Here is a 16017-nt window from a genome sequence, read left to right on the forward strand (position 1 = left end):
TTATTTTCCCGAACGGATATTTTTATAGATTCTGATCGCGCTCATCAAAACGATCACGAATACTAGCAATCCACCAAGTGCCCAAACCAGGCTGAGTCCCGTTTTTACCACCACGAGCATGACGATAGCCACGAGGAAGATGGTGGCGACCTCGTTCCAAACGCGCAATTGCTGCGAAGAATACTGAAATTTACCCCTAAGCTGTGTTTTATAGAGATATTGCAGCGAAAAGTGGTATCCATATAAAAGCAGCACCAATACCAGTTTAATCAGCAGCCACCTCCCTTCCGGGCGGAACACAATCAGATGCCAGTTTCCGCTGAAGAGCGTGGAGAGCCCGAACACCAGGGTCAATACGGCTGAGGGCCAGGTAATGCCGTACCAAAGGCGTGTGAGCATGATACGGTACTGTTCCTGTAATACTTTCCGTTCAGCGTCCGGACGTACCTGCGCTTCTGTATGGTAGATCAGCAAGCGCACCATATAGAACAGCCCGGCGAACCAGGTCACCACAAATATGATGTGCAGCGCTTTGATGTACAGGTTTCCCATATCAGGTGGTTTGGTCTTTTGCTTTGGCGCGTTCCAGCAGTTGTTCGTGCAAGGCTAAAACCTGCGGAATCACCATTTCCTGGTCGTTGTTGACGATCACGGCGTCGCACAAACGCATTTTGATCTGTTCCTGGATTTGTTTTTCCATCCGTTGTTTCACCAGTTCCCTTGAAACGTTATCCCGCTCCATCACACGGTGGATGCGTAAAGCATCTGGTGCGTAAACACCTATAATGAAATTGAGCTGGGCGGCGGTGCCTGTTTCAAAAAGCAGCGCGGCTTCTTTGATGGCGTATGGATAGGTTTGTCGTGCGAGCCATTCGTTTCCGAAGCGGATGGTGGCGGGATGTACAATAGCGTTGAGCTGCGCCAGTTTGTTTTTGTCGTTGAACACTTTGGAAGAAAGCACCTTGCGTTGTAAGGTGCCGCCTTCGTAAACATCTTCCCCGAATATGCCTACAATTGCTTGCTTCACTTCGGGATTCACGTTCATAATGTGTTTGGCGGCATCATCCGCATAATAAACGGGTACACCCAGTGTGGAGAACACCTGTGCCACGGTTGATTTTCCCGAGCCAATGCCACCGGTAATGCCTACTTTGAACGTCATGTGAGCAGGAAAAAATGAAAAGAAAAAGCCGGAAATGAATCCGGCTTTCAGTTATTTGGCGGCTTCTGCTTTTTTATTCAGTTGCGCTGTCCATTCCATGGAGATGGCGGATTTTTCGATCTTCAGGTAGCTGCCGGGGCTCACTTCCAACTGGATCGTACCATCTTCGTTTATTTTGAAAACGGTGCCGTGGATGCCTGCGATGGTCACTACTTTAGAACCTTTTTCCATGTTTTCGATGAACTTCTTTTGTTCTTTCGCTTTTTTAGCCTGCGGGCGGATCATGAACAACCAGAAAACCACGATCATGAGTCCCAGGAAAATGAACTGAAATCCTGAACCGCCTTGTGCGCCACCGGGGTTGGCCGCCAGGAAAAAAAATGCTTGTGTCATTGCTACTTATTTATATGATTTGGATTGAACCCTGAGGTTATTTTTTCATGGCCACCACTTCGCCTTCGAAAACGAGGGTATGGCTTTGTGTGCCTTTGGTGTTGGCGGTTACTACGATGGTCTTGTGCAGCATACCCACGCGCCCATTGCTGTCGAATTCGCCTTTGATCTCGGCTTCGTTGCCGGGAGCGATGGGCCTTTCGGGCTTATCGGCCACCGTACAGCCACAACCGGGAGAGACGGTTTGAATGATAAGGGGTTTATCGCCGGTGTTTTTAAACCTGAAACTGAGCACCAGCTTTTGTCCTTCGTTGATCTTACCGACCTGCTTCACCGAATCGATCCACTGAATGGTGGTGAAGGTACTGCTGTCTACCTGCTCGGGACCAAGTTGCGGGTCGGGTTGCAGGGTCGCGTTTTTACCCTGCGTATCCGCGTTGTTGCAGGCTGCAAGGAAGCCGGCGAGCAGTAAGGATGCCAATATAAATCGCTTCATAGAATTTATTTGAGAGGCAAAGGTAATTAATTGCTTTATATCGGTTTACCGGAAGTTCACTTTGTGCAACTTGCCCGCTGAGGAAAGGTCTTTGTGAATATTATCCAGCAATCCGTTCACGAACTGTCCGCTTTGCGGGGTGCTGTATTCCTTGGCGAGGTCGATGTACTCGTTGATGGTTACTTTCGGGGGAATGGTTTCAAAGTAAAGAAATTCTGAAATCCCCATCTGGAGCAGGATCAGGTCGAGTACGGCGATCCGTTCCGCGTCCCAGTTTTTGAGTCTGGGGCGGATCAGTTCCATATTGGTCTCTTTTTTCTCCAGCACGGTGCGGAGCAGGCCGAAGGCGAATTCACGTTTTTCTTTGCTCACCATTTCCTGGAAAGCGCCGTTGCCGGGTTTTAGAATGTATTGAAGGGTGAGCTGGTGCACCATTTCGGCATCATCGTCCCAGTTGGAGAAATGCTCTTCAACGTGTCCCAGAAAATCGTCGCTGCCCATCATCAGTTGGGTGAAGATGTATTCGATGATCTGCTTTTCCGTTTTCTTTTCCCTGCCATCCTGGAGGATGTACAATTTATAAATGTCGGATTCCACCAGTTCGAGGTAGAGTTTACGCACCAGTTCGGCGGAACCTTCCACGTGTTGTGGTTTTACGGAACCCAGGGCGATGGCCCAGGCGGGATCTTCCATGATTTTCCATAGCAATTCGTTGCCCGCGAGCTTGATGTTCACGTTCAGGTCTTCTTGCGAGGGGAGGTGTTTGGAGGAGCGGAGCCTGCTGTCGGTTTCGGCGTAACGCGCGATCTCAGTAACCATGTAAACGAGGTAAACGAACAGTTCCCGGGTCTGATCAAGATGTTTCTGGAGTATCTTCGCCGGTTCTCCCGGCTTCAAATCTGCTTCGAGGGCGTCCAGCGTGTACAAACTCTGCATCACTTTCACCCTGATGTTTCTTCTGCTGATCATGTATTAAGAACTGATTTAGGCGGGCAAAATTAGGACATTGCGGCATACTTTCAAAGCATTTCTGCCCGGCTGGGCGCTTATGCAGAGGGAAAAAACAGGGTACGGAGCAAATAAGCTGTGGTTCCGGGTAAAGGCGCAGGCCGAATGGTTTTATATACGTGACAAATTTGTCATTGGATTTTTTTATAAAGCCTAACAATGATAGCTTCGCTGAAAAATTGACATTGCCGCCAGCCTTTCCCACCCTTTGTTCCTGCCAAACCTGAAAAAAATACCGGAAGATTGGCTTTGGTACAGAATTAGTTATCCGTTATGCGCCGTACAGGCACTGTATTCATAAACTACAAAAAAACCATACTACTATGGCTAAGAAGTTAAGTGTTACTCCTTTGCACGACAGGGTGATCGTAAAACCAGCCCCTGCTGAAGAAAAATCATCCGGCGGAATCATTATCCCCGACACCGCCAAGGAAAAACCCCAGAGAGGTACCGTGGTAGCCGCAGGTCCCGGTAAAAAAGATGAACCCGTTACTGTGAAAGCGGGCGATACCGTTCTGTATGGCAAATATGCCGGAACGGAAATCAGCATCGAAGGATTGGATTACCTCATCATGCGTGAGAGCGATATCCTCGCGATCGTTTAATCAAATTCCCTCATTTTTTTTCTGAATCATTTTAATTCTACAATAACATGGCTAAACAATTGTTCTTCGATATCGAAGCCCGCAATAGGATGAAGAAAGGCGTTGACACGCTTGCCAACGCAGTGAAAGTTACCCTCGGTCCAAAAGGCCGTAACGTGGTAATCGAAAAGAAATTCGGCGCCCCCTCCATTACTAAAGATGGTGTGAGTGTTGCAAAAGAAATTGAACTGGAAGATCCCATCGAGAACATGGGTGCCCAGATGGTGAAAGAAGTGGCTTCCAAAACTGCTGACATCGCCGGAGACGGTACCACAACAGCTACCGTTCTCGCACAATCCATCATCTCCGAAGGATTGAAAATGGTGGCCGCAGGCGCTAACCCTATGGACCTGAAACGCGGTATCGACAAAGCCGTGAGCTTGGTGGTGGAAAACCTGAAAGGACAAAGCCAGACCGTAGGCAACGATTCCAAAAAAATCCAGCAGGTGGCCAGCATCTCCGCCAACAACGACGAAACCATCGGTAAACTCATCGCCGAAGCTTTCGCCCGTGTAGGTAAAGAAGGGGTGATTACCGTAGAAGAAGCTAAAGGTACCGATACTACTGTGGAAGTAGTGGAAGGTATGCAGTTCGACCGTGGCTACATTTCTCCCTACTTCGTGACCAACAGCGAGAAAATGGAAGCTGAACTGCAGAACCCATATATCCTGATCTACGACAAGAAGATCAGCGCCATGAAAGACATCCTCCATATCCTGGAGAAAGTAGCTCAAAGTGGCCGTCCGCTGCTCATCATCGCAGAAGACCTCGAAGGTGAAGCACTGGCTACCCTGGTGGTGAACAAACTGCGTGGCACCCTGAAAGTGGCCGCTGTTAAAGCACCTGGCTTCGGTGACCGCAGAAAAGAAATGCTGACTGATATCGCGATCCTGACCGCAGGTACCGTTATCAGCGAAGAACTGGGCCACAAACTGGAAGGGGCCGACCTTTCTTCCCTTGGTCAGGCTGCTTCTGTTACCATCGATAAAGACAATACCACTATCGTAGGCGGTAAAGGTAAAAAAGCCGATATCACTGCCCGCGTAAACCAGATCAAAGCACAGGTGGAGAACACAACTTCCGATTACGATCGTGAGAAACTCCAGGAGCGTCTGGCCAAACTGGCTGGCGGTGTTGCCGTACTGTACGTAGGTGCCGCTACAGAAGTGGAAATGAAAGAGAAAAAAGACCGTGTTGACGACGCCCTGCACGCTACCCGCGCCGCAGTAGAAGAAGGTATCGTTCCCGGTGGTGGTGTCGCGTTCATCCGCGCCATTGAAAGCCTGGAAGCGAAAGTGAAAGGCCAGATCGCCGACGAACAAACCGGTATGGCCATCGTTCGCCGTGCACTGGAAGAACCCATCCGCACGCTGACCGCTAACGCAGGTATCGACGGTTCTATCGTGGTACAACGCATCAAAGAAGGTAAAGGTGATTTCGGCTTCAATGCCCGCACCGAGAACTTCGAAAACCTGTTCAAAGCAGGGGTGATCGATCCTACCAAAGTAAGCCGTGTTGCCCTTGAGAACGCCGCTTCTATCGCCGGTATGCTCCTCACTACTGAGTGCGTAATCGCCGATAAACCCAAGAAAGAAGAAGCACACGCTCATCCCGGCGCTCCCGGAATGGACATGGGCTACTAAGCTGAATAGTCTTAAAAAAGAGACCCCGCTCCACAAGAGCGGGGTTTTTTATTGAACCAGGCAGCCCTTTCATCCGTATATAAGGTATGAAAATACCGGCCATCCTGAAATGGAGTTGCTTACTCGGCGCATTGTCGTTTTCCATGGCGCATTGCAGAAAAAATGAAACGTCCGCGCCTTTACCACAAACGGACACCACATTGCGGTGGCTGGCCCTCGGCGATTCCTACACCATAGGTGAATCCGTGCTGCCCGCTGAAAGGTATCCCGTTCAGGCCGTAAAACTGCTTGCGGAGGAAAACATCCGCTTCGCATCCCCCGAAATCATTGCCAGGACCGGTTGGACCACGGCAGATTTGTGGTACGCACTCCAGGATAAACCAACCTCCCCGCAATATGACCTGGTTACCCTCCTGATCGGCGTTAACAACCAATACCAGGGCCGGTCACAGGAGGAATACACGAACGGGTTCTCACAACTACTCTCCAAAGCAGTGCAGTTTGCCGGCAACCGGCCACAAAGGGTGATTGTACTCTCCATCCCCGACTATGCTGTTACACCTTTTGCAAGAGGGGCCGATACAGAGCGCATCAGCCGCGAAATAGACCAGTTCAACGCGATCAACAAAAAAATAACACAACAGGCCGGCATCGCTTACGTAGACGTTACCACCGCCTCAAGAACTGCGGCCTCTGATCCTTCCCTTATTGCATCCGACAGCCTGCACTTCTCCGGAAAAGCCTATACCCAGTGGGCCAAAATGCTGGTCCCGGTAGTGAAAAACGCCTTACGCCCCTAAGCGGTGCCACCGCTATAGCGGCGGCACCGGGTACCCGTATTTTAACGGTGCCCGATCCTCCCCAAAAATTTCTTCCTACCTTTGGAACCTGATTTGCACTACCACTCACCGGAAATTGATCGTTCACTTTTAAATCGATAGCATGGAATCAATTCTTCAAAGGGAGTACTGGGGCAACAGTATCCAGGATTATCTGATCGCACTGGGTATTTTTATCGGCATCATCATCGCCATCAGGATTTTCAGGTCAATCATTCTTTCGCGGCTGAAAAAATTCTCGGCCAATACCACGAGTAATATTGACGATATTCTGATACAGATCGTGGAGAAGTCCATCCTCCCGATCGTGAATGTGGCCGCGGTGTACGCTGCTTTACATTACCTGACCTTAAGCGCAAGAACCAGCCAGGTGGCAAGGATCGCATTATCTGTGGTCATGACGTATTTCGCGATTAAACTGATCACAACAGTATTGAGCCATATTCTCACCGGCTACATGCGCAGGCAGGACAAATGGGAAGAGAAGCAAACGCAGGTGAAAGGCATCATGATTGTGGTGAATATTGTGGTGTGGGCATTGGGAATCGTATTCCTGCTTGATAACCTCGGGTTCGACATTACAGCGGTGATCACAGGTCTGGGAATCGGCGGTGTGGCCATCGCCCTGGCTTCGCAGGCCATCCTGGCCGACCTGTTCAGCTATTTTGTAATCTTCTTCGACCGGCCGTTTGAATTAGGCGATTTCGTGGTCGTGGATGATAAGAACGGTATCGTGGAGCATGTGGGGGTAAAAACCACCCGGATCAAAACCCTTTCAGGAGAACAGTTGGTTTTCTCCAATACCGATCTTACCAATTCGCGCATTCACAACTACAAAAAAATGGCGCGCAGAAGGGTATTGTTCAAGATTGGGATCGTGTATAATACCGACACGGCACTTTTAAAAGAAGCGCCGGGCATCATCAAAGAGATCATTGTAAAACAGGAGAACGCTACGTTCGACCGTTCTCATTTTATGAACTTCGGTAATTTCAGTCTGGACATCGAAACCGTATATTTTATCGAAAGTCCTGATTACAACATTTACATGGATATTCACCAGGCTGTTCTTACTGAGATATTCGAAACCTTCAACACCAAAGGCATTTCCTTCGCATTCCCCACACAAACGCTTTTCATGGAGAATATGGGCGGAAACGGGAAAGATGATGCGAAGAAATCTTCCGCTACCTTATTATCCTGACGGGAGAAGCATAATATATCCGTAAAGAATCTTTCACCCTGGCCGTATCTGTAACGGGTACGGCCAGACTAAGATACACGATGGAAGTGGTGGAATCCACGGCCTGGATTTGTACGGGGATACCATAACTTTTTAATTGCTGGTACCTTTTTTCGGCCGCCGGGCGCGGCGCTGTGCGGATCACAAATTTCCATTGTCCGGGGGATGGTGCCGTTGTGACGGGAGGAGCAACCTCGGGCGCGGGCATATTCAGTCCGGTAGTGGAAGTATCTTGTAATGAATTGTTGGAAATGCTGGTGGAATCGGGTTCAGTTATAACCGATGAATCCGCGTTATCTGGAGCAGCAGATAATAAAGAGTCTTCAGGCGCTTTGCCAGAAAGGTTTTGCGCCTCATACTGTTTGTAAAAGAAATAACCGCCCCAACCAATCAGACCAATACCCGCAAATATGGCTATACCCAAAAAAAGTGTGCGCATGGTGCTGCGGGAAGCCGTTTCGCTGTAGTATTCTTTTTCGTGTACGGCCACCGGTTTTTCAACCAGCGTGGTCTTCACTTCTTCGATTTTGGTGTGAACAGGAGTACCCTGCACAAAATCGTAGCTGCCGTCCCTGTTTTTGGTGAGGGTGCCTATGCCTTCCAGGAAGCAGGGTTTACCGATGTTGATGAATTCTTTGATATCGATGAGGTAGGAGTCCAGATCAGCTTCGGCAAGGGTACGCATCTTACCGGTATGAGATTTTACGAAATCGATGAGTTCAGGTTCAAAGGATTTTGTGCCGCCGGGTGCGAACTGTACGGTGCCTGAGGCGGGGGATTTTTCTTCCGGAACCTGTCCTTCAAACTGGAAGGTGCCGATGCCCGGTAACGAAAGTTGCTTGTACTGGTATAGGTATTGGGCCAGGAGTAACGGTAGTTTCAAAATCTATTGGTTTTCACACAATGTACGTATTTTATGAGAAAACACATAGTCGTACCTTTGCCCCAAACAGCCGCTATGTTGACCGAAGAAGAAAAGACTTTCCTGGAATACTGGGAGAAGAACCGCGATAAAGAAAAGAAGTGGACCAGGCAATTGATGTTCGGGCTTCCGCTTGGACTGATCTTCGGTTTGCCCATCATCCTCAATTACCTTTCCGGTTGGTACAAGCGCGCCAATATGGTGGGCAATACACAGTTCAACCCTAATGTCCTCATCGTGGCGGTGCTCATCATCGCTGTATTCGTGGCCATCTTCTACAAAAGACAACGCTGGGAACAATTAGAGCAACGCTACCATGAGTTGAAGAACCGCGGATAATTCAGTATTGTCAGCCTTTCACGCGTTTGATACCACAACCTACGGAACGACTGTTGGTAACGGAAACCGGTGTTCCTTTCACCAGCTCATCGATGGCCGTTTTCAGGTGTTCCCGTTTGATGTTTTCCGGATCGGCAGGCGAATCATCGATGGCGCCGTGGTAAACCAGTTTGGATTCCTTGTCGAAAAGGTAACACTCGGGGGTACGCGAAGCGCCAAAGGCGTCGGCCAGTTTGGAGCCTTCATCCAGCACATAATTCCAGTCGTAGCCCTGTTCGGCGGCATACGCTTTCATCGCTTCAAAGGAGTCGTCGGAACTGCGACTGGCTTCATTGGAGTTCACCAGTAAGATACCGATGTTATTAGCTTTGGCATGAGCAGCGATCGCTTTCGTGCGCTCCTGATTCTTAATTACATAAGGGCAGGTATTGCAGGTGAACATCACGAGCAGGCCTTTCTTTCCCATTAAATCGTTCATGGAAACACGCTTCTGCTGAAGGTTTTTCATCCTGTAATCAGGAAGGGGCGCCTTGGCACCTATGGGAAGCGGATCAAGGGTTACACGAAAACTTGCCGCCGCTATTACTACCAACGCAAGCATTGTTATGCGGAAAAGACTTTTCATAGCTAATCTATTTAAAGTGAACCAATACCTAAATTTCAGGAAAAAATACCGATCATCCCGCAACCGGCTTTTCATTTTTAACTCTTTCTTCAGATTGCTGGCGCAGATAGGTAAGGCTGACGTTCAATTCGAACCCGATCAGCAGGATCAATGAGTTGATGAAGATAAACAGCATCAGGATGATGATGGTACCAATGGAACCGTATATCTTATTGAAATTGTTGAAGTTGTTGACCCAGAAGGAGAACAGGTAAGTGGTGGCGATGATCAGGAAAGTGGCCAGCACGGTTCCGGGAGATATCAGCTTCCAGCGCTTGTGCACGGAAGGACCGTATTTATAAATAAACGCGATGCTGTAAAAAAACAGCGCCATGATCACGACCCAGCGGATCAGCTTGATGAGAAAGCGCACCGCAAATGTATCCTGTTTGAAATATTGCAGGATGTATTCGAGGATCTTTCCCTGGGTAATCAGCACCACGATGGTGGCTATTACCAGCAGAATAAACAACGCGGTCAGTTTGATGGCCATCCAGCGGTAGGAAAAGAAGTTCCGCTTTCTAACCGGGATCAGCGAGCGGTCGAAGGAGCGCATGATCCCGATCATGGCGTTGCTGGCATAGAAAACAGCCAGCAGGAAACCGAAGGAGAGGAGGCCGCTCCGGGGGGTGTTCAGGAAGTCGTTGATGAAGTCCCTTACCAGCGTATAGGTATTATAGTTAGGCGTAATGTCTCTTGCCAGTACCAGTAGTTCTTCCGTGAATTGCTTCGATACCGGCAGATAGGGCACCAGTGTGAATAGGAAGATGCAGGAGGCCGGGATGGCCATGAGGAAGTTGAAGGAAATAGCGGCGGCACGTTCATTCAACCCAACTTTTTTTACCTGTTTGAAGAAGAACCGCGACACATCGTAAAGTGGCAGCCCCTGGAAGCCGGGCACATGGATGTGTTTGCTTTTCTCCCGGATGAAGCGCAACGGGGCAAGGTTCCATATAATCCTCTCCAGTTTGGTCATGCTTATTTTCCTAAGCTGGTATCTGCTTTTTGCTGGCGTTTCAGGAACAGGCTGTCGAGTGCTTTCTGGTATTCTTTCGCGTATTTCAGATGTGTGGGGTAATCGGCCGCGAATACGTGCGTGCCGTTGAACTGACTGCTGGCCACGAAGTAAATGTATTTTGTTTCAGGTGCGTTCAGCACTTCATCAATGGTAATGGAAGAAGGGGTGCAAATGGGGCCCGGAGGCAACCCTTTCACCCTGTAAGTATTGTACGGGGAAGATACGGTAAGGTGTTTCTGGTAGATACGCTTCAGTGTGAAGTCCTGTAACGCGAACTTTACGGTAGGATCGGCCTGCAGCGGCATCCCGATTTTTATGCGGTTGAGGTAAACGCTGGCCACGTTTCCTTTTTCAGCGCGGTTGTTCGTTTCTTCTTCCACAATGGAGGCGACGGTATATACCTGGGTGGGCGTTAAGCCTTTGGCTGCGGCCTTTGCTTTTCGTTCTTCATTCCAGAAGTCCTTGTGTCTTTTAACGAGTTTGGAGAAGATGGTGGCCGGATCACTGTTCCAGTAATACGTGTAGGTATCGGGTATCACAAGACTGATCGCGGTTGCTGAATCTAGTCCATGTGCTGAAAGAAATTCTCTGGAGTACATGGTTTCCAGGAAAGCGGCGGAATCACATTCGAATTTATTGCCCACCATTTGCGCCAGTTGTTTACCGGTGCGTATTTTATTGATCACCAGGTTAACGGGTGTTTGCTGGCCCGAACGCAGTTTCCGTACCAGTTGAAAAGTATTCATCCCCGCGGGTACCTCGTATTTGCCTGGTTTGATCTGTTTCCAGTAATCGAGCCGGTCGGCGAACAGGTTGAAGAGCCAGGGCTGACGCAGTACTGAATCTTTCTTTAAGACATCAAGCACTGCTTCTTTACTGTTTGTTCCGGTAGGGATGTACACGAATTTCTTTTTGCCTTCAAAGGAAGTGGTGCGGGCATTGAAGAAATAGGCCGCAATGGCCGCTCCGGCAAGCATTACAACAAGCGTAACAAGGAAGGCTTTTTTCATCCGATGGTTTTTCTTTTTGTGCGGGAACAAATTAAACAAAAAACCCTGTCTGTGCGACAGGGTTCTTCTATTTCAAAAAGAAATAATTACTTTTTAGTGGAATCTGCACCGGGAAGGGTGGTGGTTCCGGCCGGGTTTGTATTGGCAGGAGCGGGTGTTACCGGGGTGGTGGTATTTACCGGGTTGGTATTCAGTTTGTCCAGTACATTGCTGCCGCCTTTAGAACCTGAATTAATGAACAGTGCGGAGAGGATGCAAAGCAATCCTACCACAACGGCGAAGATCCAGGTACCTTTTTCCAATACGTCGGTGGTTTGTTTAACGCCCATGAACTGGTTGCTGAAACCGGCGATGTTACCGGCCAGTCCGCCACCTTTGGGGTTTTGTACCAGTACAAAGAATGCGAGCGCCACGGAAGCAATGATGATCAGTATCAGAAAAAGCAGGTTCATGACAATAATTTGTTTAAATCTTCAATAAGAGACGCAAAATAAGTGGATTTGGCGGGATTCTGCAAACTTAATTTGCGGTACATTTCAATGGCCCGGTCGTATCTTTTTTGTTTCACCAGCACATCGGCCATGGCTTCCGTGGTGATTTCGGTACCGGCTATGGAATGGGCGGCGATGTTCTGGATGTTCTGGTTCGTGGCATCGTCAATATCGGCGGTGCTTTCCGAGGCGGGAATGCGTTTCATGGTTTTGAGCCACTCTGTGAATTTCTTCAGTTGCCTTCCCATCTGGTCCTTATTCAGGTCGTCGTTCTTCAGTTGTATGCCCTGGGACGCGAAATAGTCGATGCTGTGATAAGGATCAACAGGTATCGCGGTATCTTCCGGAACAGTGGTTTTAGCAGGACCTGCTTTGAGTGCAGCGATCGTTTGGTCCAGTCCTTCATCTGTTGGCAATGGAACTTCCTGCTGCAGTCGTGGATCAACCAGTTCTTCTTCTTCTTCTAAAGCCGGCTCTTCCGGTTCATCATGAATAGCTGCTTCGGCCCAGGTGGAAGGCGGCGGATCAGATACGGCTTGCACGGCGGGAATTTCTGCCACTACCGGCTCCTCCGGGGAAGCATCAGTTGGGTCGTTTTCCCCGAATACATCTTCTTCGGCTTCCTCAGCTACCACCGCATCGTTATACGAAAGACCATCGTGCAAAACATATTGCAGCCAATGGACATCGGGCATGTAAACGGCTGCCATTTTCTGCCGTTCTTCAACCTGCGGAAGGTTATTTTCGAGCGCCTTGCGCGCGAGCAGAAAGCGTGTGAGCGGGAAATAAGGATAATCCTTCACCAGGTCCTCCAATTGCTGCACGCTGGTTTCCGCCAGCGATTTTTTGCGCAGCAGTCGATAGACCATTTCATCAACGGCGGTTTGCATCATAATCAAACTTACAGAAACTTACCAGTTAGAGAAGATTTTATTGAAAATTTCGTCGGTCAGGTTTTTGAGAATATCCTCTCTCAACTGGGCCTCGGCCTGGGAAAGGGAAAGGTTAGCGGAGAAGTCGAAGCTACGGCTGATATCGCTTTCCGTATCCTTGTTGTTCACGTTATCCCGAAGTTCCAGGTGAAACGTAACGTTCAGCCTGTTCACCGAAGCCTGTTGCTGGGAAACACCTGTGGTGATTACATCGTAACCGGTGATCTGCCCGGAGATCACGTAATGCGCATCGTCGTTATTCGTCTGGATCAGTCTGGTCTGGTTCACGATCTTCTGGCGCAGCCTGTCCGTCAGTTGCGGCGATAAAGTAGGATTGATGTACCTGGCTTTGTTTTCAAGATAATTCACCTTCACCGTTTTAATCTCAGGCGGAATGGAAACATCCTTGAAAGTGTAGCACCCGGGCAGGAGCCACAGTATGCCGATCAGGGTGAGGAAACGTGTAAAAACAGCTATTCTATTCATTGATATCGTACTCTTTGAGTTTTCTGTAAAGTGTTCTTTCGCTGATGCCCAGGTCTGTGGCTGCGTCTTTCCGTTTTCCTTTGTGTTTTTTCAATGCGCGCACGATCAGTTCTTTTTCTTTGTCCATGATATTGAGCGATTCCTCCACTTCTTCATGGTGGTGAATATCATGTTCGTTGTGCAGGATTACCGGTTGTGCCGTGGCGGGCATTTGCTGTACGGGTTGCACCAGCGCCGGGGGCTGGAACATTTCCGTTGTTTTCAACTCTTTCAGCTCGTTGATGATGCCGGGATGTTGCGCGGCCACCTGTGGGTTCTGCAAAATCTCAAGGAACATCTTTTTAAGTTCCGTTACATCTTTCTTCATATCGAAGAACAGCTTGTAAAGGATTTCTCTTTCGTTGGAAAAATCGTTTCCACTAAAGCCCTGATGCTGATTCCCGGCCAGTACCGGCATGTTGGTGTGGTGCGTGCCATCGGGCAGGAACCTGCTCAGTTCCTGCGCACCTACATGCTTATCCTGCGCCAGTACCGATATCTGCTCCGCAATATTCTTCAGTTCCCGCACATTTCCACGCCAGGGATAGTTAATTAACATATTTCTCGCTTCCTCATCCAGTTGAACGGGGGAGGTTTTGTAACGTTCCGCGAAGTCCACCGCGAATTTTCTGAACAGGAGCATCACATCTTCCTTACGGTCGCGGAGGGAAGGTACCCTGATGGGCACGGTGCTTAACCGGTAATAAAGGTCCTCCCGGAATTTCCCCTGCCTTGTACCTTCCAGCAATTCGCGGTTGGTGGCGGCGATCACGCGCACATCGGTTTTCTGCACTTTGGAAGAACCGACCCGGATGAATTCTCCTGTTTCCAGAACACGGAGCAACCTTGCCTGCGTGCCCAACGGCATTTCGCCGATCTCATCCAGGAAAATCGTACCGCCGTTCACGGTTTCAAAATAACCTTTCCGGGCGTCCACCGCTCCCGTGAAGGAACCTTTCTCGTGGCCGAAAAGTTCTGAATCAATGGTGCCTTCGGGGATGGCCCCACAGTTCACGGCTATAAAAGGGTTGTGCTTCCTGGCCGAGAGCGCGTGAATGATCTGCGAGAAGACTTCCTTACCCACACCGCTTTCCCCCACAATCAATACGGTAAGGTCTGTGTTGGCTACCTGGGCGGCCACCTGCAGCGCGTAATTGAGGGCCGGCGAGTTCCCGATGATGCCGAATCTGTTCTTTATGCTTTGTAAATCCATTGGTATATTTCCGTTTTATCAGGCAACAATGTCTCCCAGTAAAGTGGCCTGTGTGGCATCCTTCACTTTTACCATGACGTAGTCGCCTTTCTGATAAGCATGGTTTCCTTTAGGGAACACCACCACTTTGTTTTGTGAATTTCTTCCCGCCCAATCGTGTTCACTTCTTTTGGAATTGCCTTCTATTAGTACTTTGAAGGTTTTCCCGATATCGTTCCTGTAGCTTTCTTTCGAGAGCCTGTTCTGTACTTCCACCACTTCGGCGAGCCTGCGTTTCTTCACTTCCAGGGGTACATCGTCTTCGTACCGGCGGTGGGCGAGGGTTCCCGGACGCACACTGTAAAAGTACATGTAACTGATATCGTATTTTGAATACTCCATGATGGAGATGGTCTCCAGGTGGTCGTCTTCTGTTTCAGAACAGAAACCGGTAATCACATCGGAAGTAATGCTGCAATCGGGCATGATCTCGCGGATGCGGTTCACCTTCGCGATGTACCATTCACGGGTATAGGTCCTGTTCATCAATTGAAGGATACGGGACGAACCGCTTTGAACGGGCAGGTGAATACACTTGCAGATGTTTTCGTATTTCGCCATGGTATGCAGCACATCATCTGTAATGTCTTTCGGGTGGGAGGTACTGAAGCGTACCCGTAACTCCGGTGAAACGAGCGCGACCATCTCGAGCAATTCAGCGAAAGTAATGGGCTTTTCGTTTTTACCTTCAGGCGTGAAGTAATAGCTGTCTACGTTCTGTCCCAGCAGGGTTACTTCTTTGTAACCTTTTTCGAAAAGTTCACGGCATTCTGCAACTATGGATTGTGCATCTCTGCTGCGTTCGCGGCCGCGGGTAAAAGGCACCACGCAGAAGGAACACATGTTGTTGCAACCGCGCATGATGCTTACGAAGGCGGTAATGCCGTTGCTATCCAGGCGAACAGGAGCGATATCGGCATAAGTTTCTTCCCGGCTCAGCAATACGTTCACGGCTTTCTGACCAGATTCCGCTTCTTCTATGAGACCTGGCAATGTGCGGTAAGCGTCGGGCCCTACCACCATATCCACGAGTTTTTCTTCTTCCAGCAGTTTCGATTTCAGTCTTTCAGCCATACAGCCCAGCACGCCCACCAATGTTCCCGGACGTGCATCCTTTAATTTACGAAACTCGGTAAGGCGTTTGCGGACGGTCTGTTCCGCTTTTTCGCGGATGGAACAGGTGTTCACCAGGATAAGGTCCGCCTCTTCCGAATTGCGGGTGGCGCCAAAGCCTTTTTCCTGAAGAATAGATGCCACGATTTCGCTGTCACTGAAATTCATGGCACAGCCATAACTCTCTATGTAAAATTTCTTCGCGTAAGTATTAGGATCAGCTGCGAACGGAGCGAACGCTTCTCCCTGCCTGCTCTCGTCCTGGATCTTTGCCTCCAACATCTGAAAAATCTGTTTAGGGGGCAAAGATAGGGAATGAAACA

General features: G+C 49.2%; 19 protein-coding genes. 5 read left to right on the forward strand and 14 right to left on the reverse strand.

What is annotated here, in order from left to right:
- The 5 genes from M4J38_RS06865 to nusB are packed head-to-tail and all read right to left on the reverse strand — an operon-like array spanning position 1 to position 3020.
- Positions 1 to 552, reverse strand: a complete 552-nt coding sequence (locus M4J38_RS06865) for a CopD family protein (protein WP_251758802.1) — start codon at positions 550 to 552, stop codon at positions 1 to 3.
- A 1-nt stretch (position 553) separates the two neighbouring features.
- Entirely contained in the window at positions 554 to 1162 is a 609-nt protein-coding gene (gene coaE, locus M4J38_RS06870) for a dephospho-CoA kinase (protein ID WP_251758803.1), read from the reverse strand.
- 51 nt (positions 1163 to 1213) lie between these two features.
- Positions 1214 to 1555, reverse strand: a complete 342-nt coding sequence (yajC, locus tag M4J38_RS06875; protein ID WP_251758804.1) for a preprotein translocase subunit YajC — start codon at positions 1553 to 1555, stop codon at positions 1214 to 1216.
- A gap of 37 nt (positions 1556 to 1592) precedes the next feature.
- Positions 1593 to 2051, reverse strand: a complete 459-nt coding sequence (locus tag M4J38_RS06880) for a DUF1573 domain-containing protein (protein WP_251758805.1) — start codon at positions 2049 to 2051, stop codon at positions 1593 to 1595.
- A 45-nt stretch (positions 2052 to 2096) separates the two neighbouring features.
- The gene (nusB, locus tag M4J38_RS06885; protein ID WP_251758806.1) at positions 2097 to 3020 is read right to left on the reverse strand and encodes a transcription antitermination factor NusB; all 924 of its coding nucleotides are present in this window, start codon (positions 3018 to 3020) and stop codon (positions 2097 to 2099) included.
- A 362-nt stretch (positions 3021 to 3382) separates the two neighbouring features.
- On the opposite strand from nusB, the gene groES reads away from it, so the two are divergent.
- The 4 genes from groES to M4J38_RS06905 all read left to right on the forward strand — a co-directional run bounded on the left by groES (position 3383) and on the right by M4J38_RS06905 (position 7389).
- The gene (gene groES / locus M4J38_RS06890) at positions 3383 to 3664 is read left to right on the forward strand and encodes a co-chaperone GroES (protein ID WP_251758807.1); all 282 of its coding nucleotides are present in this window, start codon (positions 3383 to 3385) and stop codon (positions 3662 to 3664) included.
- A gap of 47 nt (positions 3665 to 3711) precedes the next feature.
- Positions 3712 to 5346, forward strand: a complete 1635-nt coding sequence (groL, locus tag M4J38_RS06895) for a chaperonin GroEL (RefSeq protein WP_251758808.1) — start codon at positions 3712 to 3714, stop codon at positions 5344 to 5346.
- An 86-nt stretch (positions 5347 to 5432) separates the two neighbouring features.
- A complete protein-coding gene (locus M4J38_RS06900) occupies positions 5433 to 6146 on the forward strand; it encodes an SGNH/GDSL hydrolase family protein (RefSeq protein ID WP_251758809.1) in 714 nt (237 codons plus the stop codon).
- A gap of 142 nt (positions 6147 to 6288) precedes the next feature.
- A complete protein-coding gene (locus M4J38_RS06905) occupies positions 6289 to 7389 on the forward strand; it encodes a mechanosensitive ion channel family protein (RefSeq protein ID WP_251758810.1) in 1101 nt (366 codons plus the stop codon).
- Here M4J38_RS06905 and M4J38_RS06910 read toward each other — a convergent pair.
- On the reverse strand, positions 7373 to 8311 hold the full coding sequence (locus tag M4J38_RS06910) for a hypothetical protein (protein ID WP_251758811.1): 939 nt from the start codon (positions 8309 to 8311) through the stop codon (positions 7373 to 7375). The two genes, M4J38_RS06905 and M4J38_RS06910, sit on opposite strands and share 17 nt — an antisense overlap.
- A 75-nt stretch (positions 8312 to 8386) precedes the next feature.
- On the opposite strand from M4J38_RS06910, the gene M4J38_RS06915 reads away from it, so the two are divergent.
- Positions 8387 to 8689 carry a hypothetical protein gene (locus M4J38_RS06915; RefSeq protein WP_251758812.1) on the forward strand — a complete coding sequence of 101 codons (303 nt, stop codon included), beginning with the start codon at positions 8387 to 8389 and terminating at the stop codon, positions 8687 to 8689.
- Between the two features lie 10 nt (positions 8690 to 8699).
- Here M4J38_RS06915 and M4J38_RS06920 read toward each other — a convergent pair whose 3' ends face one another.
- The 8 genes from M4J38_RS06920 to miaB all read right to left on the reverse strand — a co-directional run bounded on the left by M4J38_RS06920 (position 8700) and on the right by miaB (position 15976).
- A complete protein-coding gene (locus M4J38_RS06920; protein ID WP_251758813.1) occupies positions 8700 to 9314 on the reverse strand; it encodes a thioredoxin family protein in 615 nt (204 codons plus the stop codon).
- Between the two features lie 52 nt (positions 9315 to 9366).
- The gene (locus M4J38_RS06925) at positions 9367 to 10329 is read right to left on the reverse strand and encodes a YihY/virulence factor BrkB family protein (protein WP_251758814.1); all 963 of its coding nucleotides are present in this window, start codon (positions 10327 to 10329) and stop codon (positions 9367 to 9369) included.
- 2 nt (positions 10330 to 10331) lie between these two features.
- Entirely contained in the window at positions 10332 to 11381 is a 1050-nt protein-coding gene (mltG, locus tag M4J38_RS06930; protein ID WP_251758815.1) for an endolytic transglycosylase MltG, read from the reverse strand.
- An 86-nt stretch (positions 11382 to 11467) separates the two neighbouring features.
- A complete protein-coding gene (gene secG / locus M4J38_RS06935; protein ID WP_251758816.1) occupies positions 11468 to 11833 on the reverse strand; it encodes a preprotein translocase subunit SecG in 366 nt (121 codons plus the stop codon).
- Entirely contained in the window at positions 11830 to 12765 is a 936-nt protein-coding gene (locus tag M4J38_RS06940; protein WP_251758817.1) for a hypothetical protein, read from the reverse strand. Before M4J38_RS06940 ends, secG begins: the two co-directional genes overlap by 4 nt.
- Before the next feature lie 18 nt (positions 12766 to 12783).
- Entirely contained in the window at positions 12784 to 13290 is a 507-nt protein-coding gene (gene lptE, locus M4J38_RS06945) for an LPS assembly lipoprotein LptE (RefSeq protein ID WP_251758818.1), read from the reverse strand.
- On the reverse strand, positions 13283 to 14542 hold the full coding sequence (locus M4J38_RS06950) for a sigma-54-dependent Fis family transcriptional regulator (protein WP_251758819.1): 1260 nt from the start codon (positions 14540 to 14542) through the stop codon (positions 13283 to 13285). The genes lptE and M4J38_RS06950 overlap by 8 nt, the downstream gene beginning before the upstream one ends.
- Before the next feature lie 18 nt (positions 14543 to 14560).
- The gene (miaB, locus tag M4J38_RS06955) at positions 14561 to 15976 is read right to left on the reverse strand and encodes a tRNA (N6-isopentenyl adenosine(37)-C2)-methylthiotransferase MiaB (RefSeq protein WP_251758820.1); all 1416 of its coding nucleotides are present in this window, start codon (positions 15974 to 15976) and stop codon (positions 14561 to 14563) included.
- Positions 15977 to 16017: the final 41 nt, after the last annotated feature.

It is taken from the genome of Parasegetibacter sp. NRK P23 (genome assembly GCF_023721715.1).
GTDB lineage: Bacteria > Bacteroidota > Bacteroidia > Chitinophagales > Chitinophagaceae > Parasegetibacter.